Source organism: Microbacterium sp. LBN7 (assembly GCF_045690345.1).
Classification (GTDB): domain Bacteria; phylum Actinomycetota; class Actinomycetes; order Actinomycetales; family Microbacteriaceae; genus Microbacterium.
Genome location: NZ_CP147856.1, coordinates 2,088,212 through 2,104,089, shown reverse-complemented (window position 1 = coordinate 2,104,089; position 15,878 = coordinate 2,088,212). Strand labels below are relative to the sequence as shown.

Annotated in this window: 14 protein-coding genes; 3 read left to right on the top strand and 11 right to left on the bottom strand. The window is 70.2% G+C overall.

The window, feature by feature from the left end; all coding sequences use genetic code 11:
- Positions 1 to 3 precede the first annotated feature (3 nt).
- Positions 4 to 2,463: an ATP-grasp domain-containing protein gene (locus tag LBN7_RS10045; RefSeq protein WP_407359535.1), complete on the bottom strand. Its 2,460-nt coding sequence runs from the start codon at positions 2,461 to 2,463 to the stop codon at positions 4 to 6.
- 81 nt (positions 2,464 to 2,544) lie between these two features.
- Positions 2,545 to 3,918, bottom strand: coding sequence for a replicative DNA helicase (gene dnaB, locus LBN7_RS10040; protein ID WP_116633405.1), 1,374 nt, complete (start codon positions 3,916 to 3,918; stop codon positions 2,545 to 2,547).
- Positions 3,919 to 4,439: 521 nt separating this feature from the next.
- On the opposite strand from dnaB, the gene LBN7_RS10035 reads away from it, so the two are divergent.
- On the top strand, positions 4,440 to 5,429 hold the full coding sequence (locus LBN7_RS10035; protein WP_407359534.1) for a hypothetical protein: 990 nt from the start codon (positions 4,440 to 4,442) through the stop codon (positions 5,427 to 5,429).
- 104 nt (positions 5,430 to 5,533) lie between these two features.
- On the top strand, positions 5,534 to 7,213 hold the full coding sequence (locus LBN7_RS10030; protein ID WP_407359533.1) for a hypothetical protein: 1,680 nt from the start codon (positions 5,534 to 5,536) through the stop codon (positions 7,211 to 7,213).
- Positions 7,214 to 7,376: 163 nt separating this feature from the next.
- On the opposite strand, the gene LBN7_RS10025 is transcribed toward LBN7_RS10030, so the two are convergent.
- Together LBN7_RS10025 and LBN7_RS10020 are read right to left on the bottom strand one after the other, a co-directional pair.
- Positions 7,377 to 8,471 (bottom strand): winged helix DNA-binding domain-containing protein, encoded by a 1,095-nt coding sequence (locus tag LBN7_RS10025; protein ID WP_407359532.1) that lies wholly within the window; start codon positions 8,469 to 8,471, stop codon positions 7,377 to 7,379.
- Positions 8,472 to 8,473: 2 nt separating this feature from the next.
- Entirely contained in the window at positions 8,474 to 9,724 is a 1,251-nt protein-coding gene (locus tag LBN7_RS10020; protein WP_407359531.1) for an epoxide hydrolase family protein, read from the bottom strand.
- A 61-nt stretch (positions 9,725 to 9,785) separates the two neighbouring features.
- Here LBN7_RS10020 and LBN7_RS10015 point away from each other — a divergent pair, with 61 nt between their 5' ends.
- Entirely contained in the window at positions 9,786 to 10,745 is a 960-nt protein-coding gene (locus LBN7_RS10015) for a YafY family protein (RefSeq protein WP_116633400.1), read from the top strand.
- Positions 10,746 to 10,856: 111 nt separating this feature from the next.
- On the opposite strand, the gene rplI is transcribed toward LBN7_RS10015, so the two are convergent.
- The 7 genes from rplI to LBN7_RS09980 all read right to left on the bottom strand — a co-directional run bounded on the left by rplI (position 10,857) and on the right by LBN7_RS09980 (position 15,774).
- Positions 10,857 to 11,309, bottom strand: a complete 453-nt coding sequence (rplI, locus tag LBN7_RS10010; RefSeq protein ID WP_116633399.1) for a 50S ribosomal protein L9 — start codon at positions 11,307 to 11,309, stop codon at positions 10,857 to 10,859.
- A gap of 11 nt (positions 11,310 to 11,320) precedes the next feature.
- Entirely contained in the window at positions 11,321 to 11,575 is a 255-nt protein-coding gene (gene rpsR, locus LBN7_RS10005; protein WP_017829850.1) for a 30S ribosomal protein S18, read from the bottom strand.
- A gap of 78 nt (positions 11,576 to 11,653) precedes the next feature.
- Positions 11,654 to 12,166 carry a single-stranded DNA-binding protein gene (locus tag LBN7_RS10000; protein WP_116633398.1) on the bottom strand — a complete coding sequence of 171 codons (513 nt, stop codon included), beginning with the start codon at positions 12,164 to 12,166 and terminating at the stop codon, positions 11,654 to 11,656.
- A gap of 5 nt (positions 12,167 to 12,171) precedes the next feature.
- Entirely contained in the window at positions 12,172 to 12,519 is a 348-nt protein-coding gene (gene rpsF, locus LBN7_RS09995; protein WP_263293941.1) for a 30S ribosomal protein S6, read from the bottom strand.
- A 152-nt stretch (positions 12,520 to 12,671) separates the two neighbouring features.
- Positions 12,672 to 13,700: a FecCD family ABC transporter permease gene (locus LBN7_RS09990; protein ID WP_407359530.1), complete on the bottom strand. Its 1,029-nt coding sequence runs from the start codon at positions 13,698 to 13,700 to the stop codon at positions 12,672 to 12,674.
- Entirely contained in the window at positions 13,697 to 14,728 is a 1,032-nt protein-coding gene (locus LBN7_RS09985) for a FecCD family ABC transporter permease (protein ID WP_407359529.1), read from the bottom strand. Before LBN7_RS09985 ends, LBN7_RS09990 begins: the two co-directional genes overlap by 4 nt.
- Positions 14,725 to 15,774, bottom strand: coding sequence for an iron-siderophore ABC transporter substrate-binding protein (locus tag LBN7_RS09980; protein ID WP_407359528.1), 1,050 nt, complete (start codon positions 15,772 to 15,774; stop codon positions 14,725 to 14,727). Before LBN7_RS09980 ends, LBN7_RS09985 begins: the two co-directional genes overlap by 4 nt.
- Positions 15,775 to 15,878: the final 104 nt, after the last annotated feature.

Here is a 15,878-nt window from a genome sequence, read left to right as displayed (position 1 = left end):
GCGTCAGAGTCCTTCCCGCAGGACCAGGGGAACCGCCACGGTTCTCACCACCGTCTCGAGCAGACGCCAGCCGACGCGGTGACGCCAGGGAAGGTGTCTGGTGTACACGGCGGTGTATTCGAACTCCGGCTCCGCCCCTCGGTTGCGCTTGAACTCGGCCACGCCGCTCGAGTTGTGCAGCTGGACCCCGTTCTCGTGAGCGGTGCGGGCGACCAGGTAGCTGAGCATCCGGTAGAGGCCGAGTTCCTGCGGGAGCGCCGTGTCGTACCCGAGAACAGGAGCGGCGAGGAAGCCATCGGCCGCGCGGAACCCGAAGACCCCGTCGATGCGCACGTCGGCCTCGTGTTCGAGCAGCACGAACTCGAGGAGCCCGCTCTGCTGCGCCGCGCCGATGAACGCGGCGGTGTAGCGGGGGTTGAGACGGGAGTACTTGTCGACGTACAGCTGCGCGTAGAGCTGGGCGATCCGCTCTCGGACGGGCAGCGGCGACATTCCGGTCAGCGGATCGACGACGGCGAGGCGGGCGCGATAGGCCGACTTCTCGTAGACGGAGCGGTCGCGAGTGGTGTCACGGACACGCGCCCATCCGCTCCCCCGGGTGTCGGTGAACAGCACGCTGCGAGCGGGAATGAGGCGATAGCCGCAACGGCGCAGCATCTCGGGCATCAGGCTCCCGCGGCCGTGCACGCTGCGCCAGCCGATCGCCCGTCGGGGATGGGCCGATCGCAGCGTCGCGGTGAGATCGGCGAGATCGTGTTCTGCGACCTGCGGATGAAGATTGGTGGAGACCAAGGCGTTGCCCACGAACACGACGTCGTCGACGCGCGACACAGCCAGTGCCACCCCGAGGGCGCGCAGCAGCCCTCGCGCGGCGAGTCGGGCCGCGCGCGAACGCAGCTCGCCGACCTCCTCGCGGGCGTAGTGCAGGTAGTGCGTGACGGGCGACACGACGTAGCTCGGCGGGTCGGCGGCCGCGCTCTTCCCGCCCGGGCGCGGAGACATGGGTCGGGGAACGGTCATCGGCAGCCGCGCACCGCCGATCTCGACGACCGAGAGCTCGACGTCGACATTGGATGCGACCTCACGCGTGCCACCGGCGTGAGCGACGGCGTCGACGAACGCGTCCGCCCAGGGCTGCGCGCACGCATCCGGCTCGTCCTGTCGCGGCTCGTTCGGCTGCGCCTCGTCGGACGGCAACAGGACGACCTCCCCGTTCCACTCGATGTCATGAGTCGAGGCGCCGAGGAGCGAGACGCGTGATGTGCGGGCGGTGCGCATCTGCACGAGGAGTGACCGGGCGAGCGTGGGCAGCGCCACTCGATCACCCGGTTCCGAAAGGACATCCGGGGCCTTCGTCTGCCGCAGGAAGGCCGCCGCGTCACCCGCCGACCGTACGCCCCTCGGCCCGTACAGGAGATGAGGCACTCCGAGCCGCACCACCTCGCGCGACGCCGTGACGAGGTCGACGACCGTCCGGTCCGGTTCGACGGCGACGGCAGGGCGGAACGCGTCGGCGAGCCGGTCGCCGGGGCCGAAGAGGTGAATGCCGCTGGTCGCTCGAGGGTTGCACTCGAGGATGGTGAGCCCCGCGTCCGTGTGCAGGAGATCGAGCCCGAACTGACCGGTGAGGTCGAGCCCGCCGGCGAGCGTCGCGGCCAGAGAACGTGCGGAGCCGTGGACCGGGTCGCTCTCCTCGATGCGTTGGAACACCACCCCGGCGCCGTGCCCGGCCCGCGACAGCGGTTCGTACAGGACGAACGCCGTGAGCTTTCCCCCGACCGCCACCGCGGAGATGCACAGCTCCCGACCGGTCACCCGTTCCTGCACGAGCCACGGCTGCTCGGCCGTGATGCGGCCCACGTGCGGAAGGGGCTCTCCCTCGGCCAGCACGATCGTGTGGGTGCCGAACCGCGAGAATGCGGGCTTCACGACCCTTTCCCCCCAGAGCCATCCCCCGGGCGTCGCGGGTCGCCGCCTCCATTCGATGGCCGACGAGACCACCTCGGTGCGCGGGTGCGGCAGGCCGAGCTCGTCGAGCAGCGCGGCGAACCGTCCCTTGTGATGCAGCCGCGCGAGCGCCCCGGGCTCCGGGGCGAACAGCCGCCCCCGAAGCAGGGCGAGATCGCGCTGCACGCCGTCACCGGTGGGCGTCCGCCCGTTCGCCTCGAGGGCGTCCCCCGCCTTAAGCACCGCACTGAGCCAGAAGATCTCCTCGCAGGTCGGGACGATGAGATCGGCGCGGTGTCGACGCGCGATCCCGGCGATCGCACGCGCGAACTCCACCGGCCGGAACCGCGCCGACGGCACCCGATAGGCACGACGCACGGCGCGGGAACGCGCTGTCAGATGGGGCTCGCTGTCGGCGACGATCACGCCCCACCCCGCCTCGGCGAAGCGCCGCGCGAGATCGAGAGCGACAGGTGCACGCGCCCCGGTGAGCACCACCGTGCGCGTCGGTGTCACGCCCGCGCGACGCTCATCCCGCACAACCGCCATCTCTCCCCCGACATCCCCGCATCGACGGCGCGAACGCCGACGGACGACTCAGTTGAAGTCGCCGCCCGGGGCCATGTCCATGAAGCGCGAGTAGTGACCCTGGAACGCGACGGTGATCGTGGCGGTCGGACCGTTACGGTGCTTGGCGACGATGAGGTCGGCCTCGCCCGGACGCACGTCCTTGTCGTAGACCGAGTCGCGGTGCAGCAGGATGACCATGTCGGCATCCTGCTCGATCGAGCCGGACTCACGCAGGTCGCTGATCGCGGGCTTCTTGTCCTGACGCTGCTCGGGACCACGGTTCAGTTGCGACAGCGCGATCACGGGGACCTGCAGCTCCTTCGCGATGAGCTTGAGGCTTCGCGAGAACTCGGAGACCTCCTGCTGACGCGACTCGACACGCTTTCCCGACGTCATGAGCTGCAGGTAGTCGATGATGACCATGCGCAGGCCCTCGCGCTGCTTGAGACGACGGCACTTGGCGCGGATCTCGACGAGCGTCATGTTGGGGCTGTCATCGATGTAGAGGGGCGCGTCGTTGATGCGACCACGGGTCGCGGCGACGGTGGTCCAGTCGCGCGGGTCGAGCGTTCCCTTGCGCATGTTCTGCAGCGGGATGCCGCCCTCGGCGCTGAGCAGACGCATCGCGATCTCGCTCTTGCCCATCTCGAGAGAGAAGAAGATCGACGGAAAGTCGTGGCCGATGGATGCCGCGCGGGCGAAGTCGAGCGCGAGCGTCGACTTACCCATGGCGGGACGGGCCGCGACGACGATCATCTGACCACCGTGAAGGCCGTTGGTGAGCTCGTCGAGCTCTTTGAACCCGGTCGGGATGCCGGTCATCGAGCCGTCGCGGCCGTTCGCGGCCTCGATCTCCTCGATCGCCGCATCGACGGCCGTGGTCAGCGGCACGTAGTCTTCGGCCGTCTCGGTTCCGGTGACCGAGTAGATCTCGGCCTGGGCGTTGTTGACGATGTCGGTCGCGTCGCCCTCACCGGCATACCCGAGCTGCACGATGCGCGTGCCCGCGTCGACCAGGCGACGGAGGATGGCTCGTTCGTTGACGATCCCCGCGTAGTACCCGGCGTTCGCCGCGGTCGGGACGATCGAGGTGAGCGTGTGCAGGTAGTCGGCGCCGCCGGCCCGGCCCAGCTCGCCGGTCTTGATGAGCTCATCGGTGACGGCCACGACGTCGGTCGGCTCGCCGTGCGAGTACAGCGACAGGATCGCCTCGAAGATCAGCTCGTGCTTCGGGATGTAGAAGTCGGCGCCCTTGAGGGTCTCGATCACGTCGGCGACGGCGTCTTTCGACAGCAGCATGCCGCCCAGCGCGCTCTGCTCGGCGAGGAGGTCGTGCGGAGGCGTGCGCTCGGGCGGGCGCTGCCCTCCCAGGCGCTCCTCTGAGATGTCCGCGATCGACACGCTTTTCCCTTCGATGCGACGTTTCCGAATGCGCCGCCCCGGAGGGCGGAGCCGTGTCCGTCCGGCCGTTCCGGCCGCCGTGCACAGCGAATCAGGAGCCCCCGACATTCGGTCGCTCGACCACGGTACGAGCGGCATGATTCGGGTGCAACACAGCCTGTGGATAACCCTGTGGAGAGCGTGCGGACAAAGCCGGAGTGTCTGTGTAGAACCGGTGTGGATAACCCGGTGGATGGCATCGCATATCGGTTTTCTTAATCGCCCTGACCTGGGTTTTCTCGATTCCCCAGCCTGTGGATGAGAACCGGGTTCAAGGGTTGATTGAAGGTTTTGCCGTCACGGGACGACATGTGCAGAACCTGGGGAAAGTCAAGCCGAGATTCTGCCGGGCGCGTCATCGCGCGATGAGCGTTCGCGGCTGCGCGAAATAGCCCTGGACAACCGCCTTAAGCGCGAGTATGGTCGCCCCATCGACGCACGTTCGTGTCGATGGTGCGTTGCCTTCAGAGGGGGAGGTTGACGTGAACGTTCGGGCCACCCGACGCGGCATCCCCACCGCCGTCAAATGGGGCGGTCTCGTCGCGCTCGCCTGGGCGACGCTCACCGTCGTCGCCGGCGGAGGCACAGCGCACGCCGACGAGCAGTCCGACGGCCCGCTCGACGGGCTCACGTCGATCGTCAGCGAGACGGTGTCGGCCGTCACGACCCCCGTCCTCTCCGACGTGGTCGTCCCCGTCGTGACCGAGGTCGTCGCCCCCGTCGTCACGACCGTCGTCGCTCCCGTGCAGCAGGAGGCACCCGCCGTCGTGAGCACGGTCACCAGCATCGCCACCGAGGTCCCGCTTCTCGGAGAAATCGCCGCACCGATCGTCCAGGCGGTGTCCCAGACGGCGCAGAACGCGGTCGCACCGGTCACCGACGCTCTCACACGCGCTCCCGTCGCGCAGATCACCGACCCGATCCTGGATGCCGTCACCGGTCTACCGATCGTCGGAGAACTCGTCGACGACGTCGGCGCCGCCGACCTGGTCCGTGACGTCATCGGCATCGTCGACACCGCGACCGGCGTGATCGGCGAGGCGGCGGAGGAGACCGTGCCGCCGATCCTCGTGAGCCTGGACCCGACAGCATCCGTTCCGGCCGAACCCGCGACACCGGGTGCCGGCTCCGCCGCGCAGCTCGTGACTGCCACGGCATCCGCCCGCGCTCTCCCGTCCACGACCCCCGCGCTCGCCTCCGCTTCGCCCGTAGTCCCCGCTACCATCCCCAGGGGCACTGTGAGCGAGCGCGGGGCGTCGGACGCGCCCTCCGGGCCGTCCTCCGGCGCCCCGCCAGGAGGTCCTGGAACGCCTTCTTCCTTCGCCGGTTCCGGCGGAGGGAACAGCAGCGCCCACGCTCGCGTCAGCGACGTCGGCGCGTCTCCGCTCCGTGCCTGGGAGCGGGCTGCCGGTGCATCCGACGACGCCCTGCCGACGTCGCCGGTCTTCGCCACCGACGTCTCTCCTGACTGACTGACAGTCGCGCCGCCCTCACCCCGAGGACGGCAGATGCTGTGCTGCGCGCGCACTTCGCCCGCACCCATCCAGACTCCCCCAGTCCAGTCAGGAGAATCATCATGCGTACCTATCTGAAGCGGGCCCTGTGGGGCACGCTCATCGCCGGGGGCATCACGCTCTGCGGCGCGACGGTCGCCAACGCGGCCGAGACATCCGGAGACGACAGCCTTCTCTCCGGCACACAGGCGGTGGCCGTGGTCACCGCGCCGATCACGATCGTCGACAACGCGATCTCGGTGCTCGGCACCTCTACCGCCGAGGCATCCGCTCCGGCACCCGCCGACGACGCCGCGCCCACTCCTCCGCCTCCTGCCCCCGCACCCGCGGCGGACACGAGCGGCGACTCGGGCGCGGCATCCGGCTCCCAGGCCGTGGTGTCTGTCACCGTCCCCGTCACCGTGACGGACAACGCGGTGAGCGTTCTCGGCACCTCCTCGACCAGCACCCCGGCCGCGGCTTCCCAGAGCGAGGCTCCCCAGGCCTCGACTCCCGCCGCCGGGGTGCCGTCCGTGACGACCAGCGGCATCGACGGCGTGCTCTCGGGCACGCAGGCGGTGCTGCAGGTCGACGTCCCGATCACCGTGTCGGGCAACGCCGTCTCGGTCCTCGGTGAAAGCAGCGCGACGACGCAGGGATCCGCGGCACCGGCCCCCGCAGCGACGACGCCCGTGGCCACCGAGACCGACGGAACGGATGCCGTCGCCGGCGGCACCCAGGTGGTCGCACCGGTCACTGCACCGATCACGGTCGGCGGCAACGCCATCTCCGTGCTCGGGGAGAGCGCGGCCGCCGGATCGTCCTCGGGCGAACCGACGGCGGGCGCCGCACCCGGAGCGGAGGGGACGACGTCGGGAGACGACTCGATCCTCGGAGGCACCCAGGTGGTGGCGCCGGTCAGCGCACCCATCTCCGCCGTCGGCAACGCGATCGCGATCGGTGGCGACAGCACGGTCACGGGTTCGCCGGGCGCAGCGCCCTCCGGCGGTCAGGTGGGCGCTCCCGCCGATGCGGAGACCTCCGGCACCGACGGCATCGCCGGCGGCACGCAGGTCGTGGCACCCGTCACGGCACCCGTCTCGGTGCTCGGCAACGCCATCTCGGTCCTCGGCACCAGCGCGGTGACCGGCGGAGCAGGCGCAGCCCCGGCACCGGCATCCGGCGGTGACGCGTCGACGGGCGGGGATGACTCGCTCGCCGGCGGCACGCAGGTCGTGGCGCCCGTCACGGCGCCGGTCTCGGTGCTCGGCAACGCCGTCTCGGTCCTGGGCACCAGCGCGGTGACCGGTGGAGCAGGCGCAGCACCGGCACCGGCGGTTCCTGCCGTCGGCGGGATCGACACGTCCGGACTGGGAGGGCTTCTCGGCGGCAGCCAGGTCGTGCTCCCGGTGAGCATCCCGATCACCGTCGGCGGCAACGCCATCGCGGTGGTCGGAGAGAGCACCGTCACCGGACCTGGGACGAATCCCGGAACGGACCCGGGAACCGATCCCGGCACTGACCCGGGAACCGACCCTGGAACGGATCCCGGAACCGACCCCGGCACCGACCCCGGAACCGACCCGGGCACGACGCCGGGAAGCGGTCCGGCATCCGGGGCGGCCACGGCCGGTTCGGCAGCCGGCGCAGCGGAAGGCCTCGCCATGACCGGCGGCGCCAGCGCCTCCGGTCTGGTCGAACTCGCCGCACTCCTGCTCCTCCTCGGAGGAGCGGGCCTGCTACGCCGTCGCACGACGGCGTAGCAGCAGACGCCGGCGGTGCGCTCGTCCTCGGGGGAGGAGGCTCCGCACCGCCGGTGCGTCGGCGCGGCCAGTGCGAACGGCTCGCCGTCCGCTCTCGCGCCGGCGCGCGGATGCCCCGTGGCGCAACCACGGGGCATCCGTCATGCCCTCGGGACGGAGGATCTCAGTGAGTCGTGCGTTCGTCGGCGAGATCCACCGCCGGCACGCCCAGGAACGCGGCGAGCCTCCGAGCCTCGGCGAGGAGATCGTCGGCGGCCACCGCCGGCAGGGCCTGATCCGGACGGATCCGGAGCACACCGGCATCCACCCGCCAAGTCCCGCGCAGGAACCCGTCGCTGAGGAAGGTGCCTTCCCTGGCTCCCTTGCCCGGAGGCAGCGGCACGCGCTGCGGCGTGTCGATGATGCGCGCACGATCCCGGTGGGAGAAGAGCACGTTGTCGTACTCCGGGAGGAACCGCGGTGGTGCCGGATGCTCGGCATCGGGGCGCGGTGCATCGGCCACGTCGTACAGCACCTGCCCGCTCTCGGAGACGAAGACCCGCAACTGCGGGGTGAGCCGGTCGAAGACCTCACGGAGTCCCGTGAGCCCCGACCAGGTCTGAGCGTCGTTGACACTCGCCGGTCCGAACGCCGCGAGGTAGCGGAGCACGACGGCATCGATCGACGGCGCGGTGTCCAGCGGACGCCCGACCCACGACTCCAGCAGTGCCAGCTGCGGCGCGCCCTGCGGCCTCCCCCACATGCCTCGCGGCGTCGGCTGCACGGTGGGCACGAGGTAGCTGATGGCATACGCCATCGCATCCGCATCGAGGTGCGGCCAGCGCTCCTGGAACGCACGGCGCAACTCGGTCCGCGTGCGCGCCGCTTCGCGCAGCAGCTCGCGCCCCACCGCGATCACCTCCGACTCCTGCGCGCTCGTGAGCCTCCCGGTGAAGCCGCCACGGAACCCTCGGACGATCGCGGGTTCCACGAGCCGCCTCAGTGCCAGCGCATCATCGACGGTCACCAGATGCACGGTGCCGCGCATCAGTGTCGCGCGCACCACGCGCCGGTCCTCGAGCGCGTCCGCCAGCTCCTCCGCCGCGAAGCCCTCCAACCGCGACCACAGACCGACGTAGGGCGCGAGCGGCGCCTGCCCCTGCATCCCGACCAGCAGACGGACCGTGTCCACCACGGAGTCGTCGGACCGCTCGAGCAGGAGCTGCCGCGCGAGGAGTGCCCGGTTGAGGGCGCGGTCGGTGAGCATCGGTGTCCGCATGATCAGCGGCATCCGTCGAAGAACCGGCGGAGGTCGGCGACCAGGAGCTCCGGCACCTCCATCGCGGGGAAATGCCCGCCGGCATCGTGCTCGGTCCAGGAGTCGAAGGCGGATGCCGGATCGACCGCGCTGCGCACGGAGAGATCCGCAGCGAAGATCGACGCGGCGGCCGGTGGCATCGGGGGCGCCTGCCAGCCACCCGACCCGCCGCTCTCCTCACCCCAGGCGCCATCGCCGGCGTGCTCCTCTGCGCCATCGCCCGCCGCGCCGCCGGCCGCAGCTGCGGCGAAAGCGCGATACACCTGCATGCCCTCGTGGAGTGCATGCGCCGATGACCAGCCCGACTGCGTGAACCAGAAGATGCTCACCGTGGTGAGCAGGCGGTCGATGTCGACGGCATCTCCCGGGAGAGCCGCCGACGGATCGGTCCACTCCTGGAACTTCTCGACGATCCACGCGAGCTGCGCGATCGGAGAGTCGGTGAGCCCGTACGAGATCGTCTGCGGTCGCGTGGCCTGGATGTGCAGGTAGCCGGCGCCGTCCTCCCGGAACGTGTTGAACCGCGTAGCGCGCTCGCGCTCTCCCTCCGGCAGGGCGTCGACGGGGAGGGCCGGCCCGAGCGGGAAGGGGCTGGGACCGTTGACGTGGGTCGCGATGACCCGCCCCGGCGCCGCCATCGGCAGCATCCCGACGATCCCCGAGCCGACGTCAGTGCCCTGGGCCAGGAAACGGTCGTAGCCCAGTCGCGTCATCACCTCGGCCATGGCTCCGGCGATGCGGAAGAGATCGCCCCACCCGGCATCGGCCAGCGGCGAGAACCCGTAGCCGGGGAGCGATGGGATGACGACGTGCACGGCATCCTCCTCGCGCCCTCCGTGCGCCAGCGGGTCGGTGAGCGGTCCGATCACATCGAGGAACTCGACGAAGGAGCTCGGCCAGCCGTGCAGGAGCAGGAGCGGCCGGGCTCCGGGCACGGCCGAGTGGACATGCACGAAGTGGATCTGCTGACCATCGACCTCGGTGACGAACTGCGGCAGCTCGTTCAGTCGGGCCTCCTGCGCTCGCCAGTCGAAGCTGTCACGCCAGTACTCGGCCAGCGGGCGGAGGTAGCTGACCGGGATACCCCGATCCCAGCCGGTGCCATCGAGGTCACGGGGCCAGCGTGCCAGCGTGATCCTCTGGTGGAGATCGTCGAGATCCTGATCGGTGACCTCGATGCGGAAAGGGCGGATGCTGCTCGTGTCGTTCGTCATGAGCTGACATTAGAATCCATTGCGGAACGTTCGCTTCCGCAATCAGGAAGAGACTGAGAACATGTTGAAGACGTCAGAACGACTGCTCCAGATCCTGTCCCTCCTGCAGGTTCGCCCGTTCTGGCCCGGGCGTGTTCTGGCGGAGCGGCTCGAGGTCTCGACCCGCACGATCCGCGCGGACGTCGAGAGGCTCCGCGCGCTCGGCTACCCGATCACGAGCACGCCGGGAGTGGCCGGCGGCTATCAGCTCGGCGCCGGGGCGGCCCTCCCCCCTCTCCTCCTGGAAGACGACGAGGCGATCGCCGTGGCCCTCGGGCTCAGCACGGCAGCGGCCGACGGGTCGATCGCCGACCTCGAGGAGGCCTCTCTCCGCGCACTGGCCAAGATGTACCAGGTGCTGCCCTCGCACCTCCGGCATCGCATCACGACGCTGCAGTCGACGGTCGTCCCGGTTCCCGGCCATGGACCCGCCGTGGACCCTGACGTGCTCCTCACGCTGGCCTCTGCCTGCCGCGACACCGTGCAACTGCGGTTCGACTACCGCACCCACTCCGAGACCGAGTCGCGGCGCATCGTCGAACCGTACCGGCTCGCCCTGCGCGCCGGGCGCTGGTATCTGCTCGCCTTCGACCTCGAGCGCGACGACTGGCGCACCTTCCGCGTCGACCGGCTCACCCCGCGCATCCCTCTGGGGCGACGCTTCACCCCTCGCGAACTGCCGGCAGAAGGCGCAGCCGACCACGTCGATCGCGGCGTGGCCTCCGCCCCCTGGGAGTTCCGTGCCACGGTCGTGATCCACGCGTCGGCAGACGTCGTCGCCGAGCGGCTGCCGAGAGCGGCGGGCGTGGTCACCGCGCGGGATGAGCAGTCGTGCGTGCTCGAGAGCGGGTCCGACGACCCGGCCGCGCTGCTGCGACACCTCAGCATGCTCGACCTGGACTTCTCGGTCGCCGGCACTCCCGCGCTCGCGGCGGAGGCGCGACGGCTGTCCGAGCGCTTCGCGCGCGCAGCCGGGGCGTGAACGGCATCCGCCCTTCCGGCGCGCAGGTCCCGACACGCAGAACGCCCCCTGTCCCGGCAGAAGCCGGAGAACAGGGGGCGCACTTCGACGGGCTCAGTGGCCCACCGGGAACTACTTGGCGGCGACGACCTGCAGCGTGATGACCGCGGTCACGTCGTCGTGCAGACGAACGGTGGCCTCGTGGTCACCCGTCGACTTGATCGGCGAGGTGATCTGCACCTTGCGCTTGTCGATCGTGCCGATGCCGGCAGCCGCGACGGCGTCGGCGACGTGCTCGGTCTTGACGGAGCCGAAGAGACGACCTTCCTTGCCGGCCTTGACCGTGAGGCGCACCTTGGTGCCCTCGAGAGCGTTCTTCAGTGCGACAGCGTCGTCACGATCGTGGATCGCGCGTGCCTGACGCGCGGCCTGGATCGAAGCGACCTGCTTTTCGCCACCGCGGGTCCACGCCGTAGCGAAGCCCTGCGGGATGAGGAAGTTACGGGCGTACCCGTTCTTGACCTCGACGACGTCACCGGCGCTACCCAGACCTGCGACCTCGTTCGTGAGAATCAGCTTTGCCATCTCGATACCCCTTACCGGCCGGCGCCAGCGTAGGGCAGGAGCGCCATTTCGCGCGCGTTCTTGATCGCCGTGGCGATCAGACGCTGCTCCTGCACCGAGACACCGGTGATACGACGGGCGCGGATCTTGCCGCGCTCCGAGACGAACTTGCGGAGGGTGGCGACATCCTTGTAATCGATGACACCGACCCGGATGGACTTCGCGGGAGCGGTGGGCTTGCCACCCTTCCGCGGCTTGCGGCGGTCGCCGCTCGACTTTCCAGCCATTGGTTTTCCTTAATGATGAGCGGCCCTTCGACAAGCTCAGGGGCCCATGGGCCCCGGCTCAGACCGCGGGAGATGAGTTTAGAAGGGAGTGTCGTCGCCGAAGCTGCCGGGAGTGCTCCAGGCATCCGCGCTGGTCGACGAGCCGGGCGTGGACCACGGCTCCTCCGACACCTGCTGCTGCGCGGGACGGGACTGTCCGCCGCCGGCACCACCGGCACCGCCGGTCGACGCCGCACGGGTGACCTGCGCGGTCGCGTACCGGAGCGAGGGGCCGATCTCGTCGACCTCCAGCTCGATCGCGGTGCGCTGGTTGCCCTCGCGGTCCTGGTAGGAGCGCTGACGGAGGCGACCCTGCGCGATGACGCGCATGCCCTTCGTCAGCGAGCCCGCCACGTGCTCGGCGAACTCGCGCCACACGGACGCACGGAGGAACAGCGCATCGCCGTCCTTCCACTCGTTCGCGGCACGGTCGAAGTTCCGAGGCGTCGATGCGATGGTGAAGTTCGCCACCGGCAGCCCGTTCTGCGTGTAGCGCAGCTCGGGGTCGGCCGTGAGGTTTCCCACCACGGTGATGACGGTTTCGCCGGCCATGGCGCTTAGGCCTTCGCAGCCTTGGCGGCCTTGCGGGCAGCCTTCTCTTCGGTGCGCTTGGCCTCGAATGCGACCATCGCCTGAGCCTCTTCCGAACGGAGGACCTTGGTGCGCATGATCTGCTCGTTCAGCTTCAGCTGACGGTCGAGCTCCTGCGTGGCCTCGCTGGTAGCGGTGAAGTTGACGACGGCGTAGATGCCCTCGTTCTTCTTCTGGATCTCGTAGGCCAGACGGCGCTTACCCCAGATGTCGACCTTGTCGATCGAGCCACCATCGTTGGTGATGACCTTCAGGAACTTGTCGAGCGTAGGTGCGACCTGGCGCTCGTCGATCTCGGGGGTCAGAATGACCATGAGTTCGTACTGGTGCGTCACTTACCCACCTCCTTCGGACTAGAACGGCTTCCGCGTATCTCGCGGAAGCAGGAGGGTGTGTGAACGTGTCCGCCAGAAGGCAGACAACCTCGTCAGTCTAGCGGAAGCGCGCGCCCGTCGCGAACGCGTGCTCAGAAGCGCCGCCGGGCCGTGCGCACGACGAGGAAGATGAGGTAGACGCCGCCGAGCACGAGAGTCACCACGCCGACGGGCAGCGCGCGCCCCGGGAAGGCGTTCTGCCCGATGATGTCGGCCAGCGACAGCAGTACCGCTCCCATCAGTGCCGTGGCGACGAGATGGAGTGGGCCGTTCTTCACGATGAGCCTCGCCAGGTGGGGCGCGGCGAGGGCGACGAAGGCGATGGGGCCGATCGCGGCCGTGACGACGGCGCACAGAGCGACCGCGATGGCGACGAGTCCCGCCTTCGTGAGGGCGATCCGTCCGCCGAGGCTCGTGCCGATGTCGTCGCCCAGCTCGATGAGCCAGAGCCCGCGGCGCGACAGCACGAGGACGACGATCAGCGCTGACACGATGATGATCGGAGCGATCGCCTGCGCCCACCCGACGCCGTTGAGCGATCCCGCACCCCAGATGGCGGCGGAGACGGCAACCTCGAGTCTGGCGCGCAGCAGCATCCAGGCGTTCACGGCCGCAAGCACGGCGCTCACCCCGATGCCGACGATGACGATGCGATAGCCGAGGGCGCCTCTGCCGGCGACGAGCGCGGCGACCAGTGCCGCGGTCGCGAAGCCGCCGAGGACCGCGGCGATCGACACGGCGACACCCGACGAGCCGCCGGTGGTCATGACGATGAGGGCGCCGGTGTAGGCGCCGGTGGTGAGCCCGATCACGTCGGGACTGCCGAGCGGGTTGCGGGTGATGGTCTGGAACACGGTGCCCGACAGCGCCAGGGCCGCGCCGAAGAACAGTGCGGCGAGCGCGCGGGGCAGCCGCCAGTCGACGACGACCATGCGCACGCCCCCCTGCGTCTCGAACAGGGCCTCGACGACACGGATCGGAGAGATCACGCGGTCGCCGATCGACAGGCTCGCGAGGAACGAGGCCAGCACGGCGACGACGAGGAGGCCCATCGCCCAGCGCGCGCGTCGATCGAGCGGACGACGGAGGCGACGGATGCCGGGCCGCGACGAGGCGTTCACAGCTGCACCGGGTTCTTCCGGCGGCCGATCCAGATCAGGAACGGCGCGGCGACGAAGGCCATGACGATGCCGACCGGCACCTCCTGCGGCGCGATGACGACGCGCCCGACCACATCGCCGAGCACCACGACGATCGCGCCGATCACGGCGGCGAGAGGCACGATCGCCTTCTGCGAGGAGCCGACGACGCCTCGGGCGATGTGGGGTGCGGCGAGCCCGAGGAACGCGACGGGTCCGGCGACGGCGGTCGCGGTTCCGGCGAGGAGCGTGACCGAGGCCACCGCGCCGGTGCGCAGCGGTCCGATCCTGACTCCGAGGGCAGCGGCCGTGTCGTCGCCCAGGGCGAGCATGTCGAGGCTCCTCGTGATCGCGAGGGCGAGCACGAGTCCCACGGCGATCGTCGGGCCGGCGACCGTCAGGATCGACAGGTCGCGACCGGCGAGGGCGCCGGACTCCCAGCTGCGCATCTGCAGGAACGCGGTCGGGTTGAGCAGCACGAGGGCCGTGGTCACGCCGCCGAGCACCGCCGCGAGGGCGACGCCCGCCAGCACGAGCGTGACCGGGCTGCCGCCGCCCGCCGCTCCCAGCAGGACGACGCCGATGGTGGCGACGAGCGCTCCGGCGAGCGCGGCGGCCATGAGTGCCGGGAAGTCGTCGATCCCGAGCGCCGCGACCGCGACGGCGACCGCGACCGAGGCACCCGCATTGACCCCGAGGATGCCGGGGTCGGCGAGCGCGTTTCGGGTGAGCCCCTGCATCACGGCGCCCGCGGCGCCGAGGGCGAGACCGACGAGGATGCCGAACACCGTGCGCGGGATGCGGGACTCCCGCACCACGAGCTGCAGGTCGCTGCCGTCGAAGCGCACGATCGCATCGATCACGGTGTCGATGCCGACGAGCTTGGTGCCGACGGTGAGGCCGATGCCTGCCGTCACGATGAGCGCGGCGGTGGCGAGCACGACGACGAGCGCGATCCGCCCGGCGGATGACCGGGACGGATCGCGTCGTGTGCGTGCGGGAGAGGTCACTCCGCGGTGCGCGCGGGACCGTTCCCCGCGATGGCGCCTGCGAGAGCCGGCACGAGGGCGTCGATCACGTACGGAAGGCTCAGCGGCGAGGTGAAGTAGATCGCACCGGCCGTCACGCCGTCGGTATAGACCACAGAGCCCCTCTTCATCGCCTCGATCGCCGTCACGAAGGCCTCGCCCTCGAGGGCGGTGATGTCGTCGTCGGACTCGGTACCCCAGATCAGCACGTCGGCCGCGTTCAGCACGTCGAGGTTCTCGACCGGGATGTACGCCTGGCCACCGGACTCGTCCTCCGGCGCGTAGGCGTCGATCTCCGACGGGATCGAGAAGCCGAGGTCGGTGAGGAAGTCGGTGCTGAGACCGTCCTGGTAGGCGATCGCCGCGCCGTCGTAGATCGCGTTCTGCAGGAACACGACCGAGGCGCCGGCGAACTCGGGGTGCGCCTCGGCGGCTTCGGCGAACTGCGCGTCGATGTCGTCGACGAGCTTCTGCGCGTCCTCCGAGCGGCCGACGGCCTTGCCGATCTGCAGCGTCTGCACGTCCCACGGCTCGAAGTACATCGAGTAGTCGCCCGAGTGCGCGATCGTCGGCGCGATGTCGGACAGGCGGTCGAAGTCCTCTTCCGTCATGCCGGCGTTGGTGCCGATGATGAGGTCGGGGTCGAGCAGCGCGATCGCCTCGAAGTCCAGGCCGTCGCTGGTGCCGAGCACCTCGGGCTCGGAGTCGCCGCGGGCCTCGTCCGCCCACGGCCACGAGGCGAAGTCGTATCCGCCGTACCACTCGGTGACGCCGACGGGCTCGATGCCGAGCGCCCAGAGCGTGTCCTGCTCGGTGTAGCCGACCGTGACCACCCGCTGGGGCTGCGCGGAGATCTCGGTCTCGCCGTAGGCGTGCTCGACCGTGACGGGGAAGGCCCCGTCGTCGGCTGCGGGTGCCGTACCGCCGCCGTTCTCGGCGGCGGGCGCGCAGGCGGTGAGGGCCGCCGCGGCGACGGCGACGGCGACGGCGAGGAAGGCGGTGAGCGCCCTCGTGCGTGTGAAGGACATGGCGAACCTGTTCGTCGAAGTAAGGGTTGGCTAAGCTTATCGACGCCCTGCTCTTGGCGCATCCGTCGACCGCCATGGGGAGCAGTACCCGGCCTCGGTGTCCG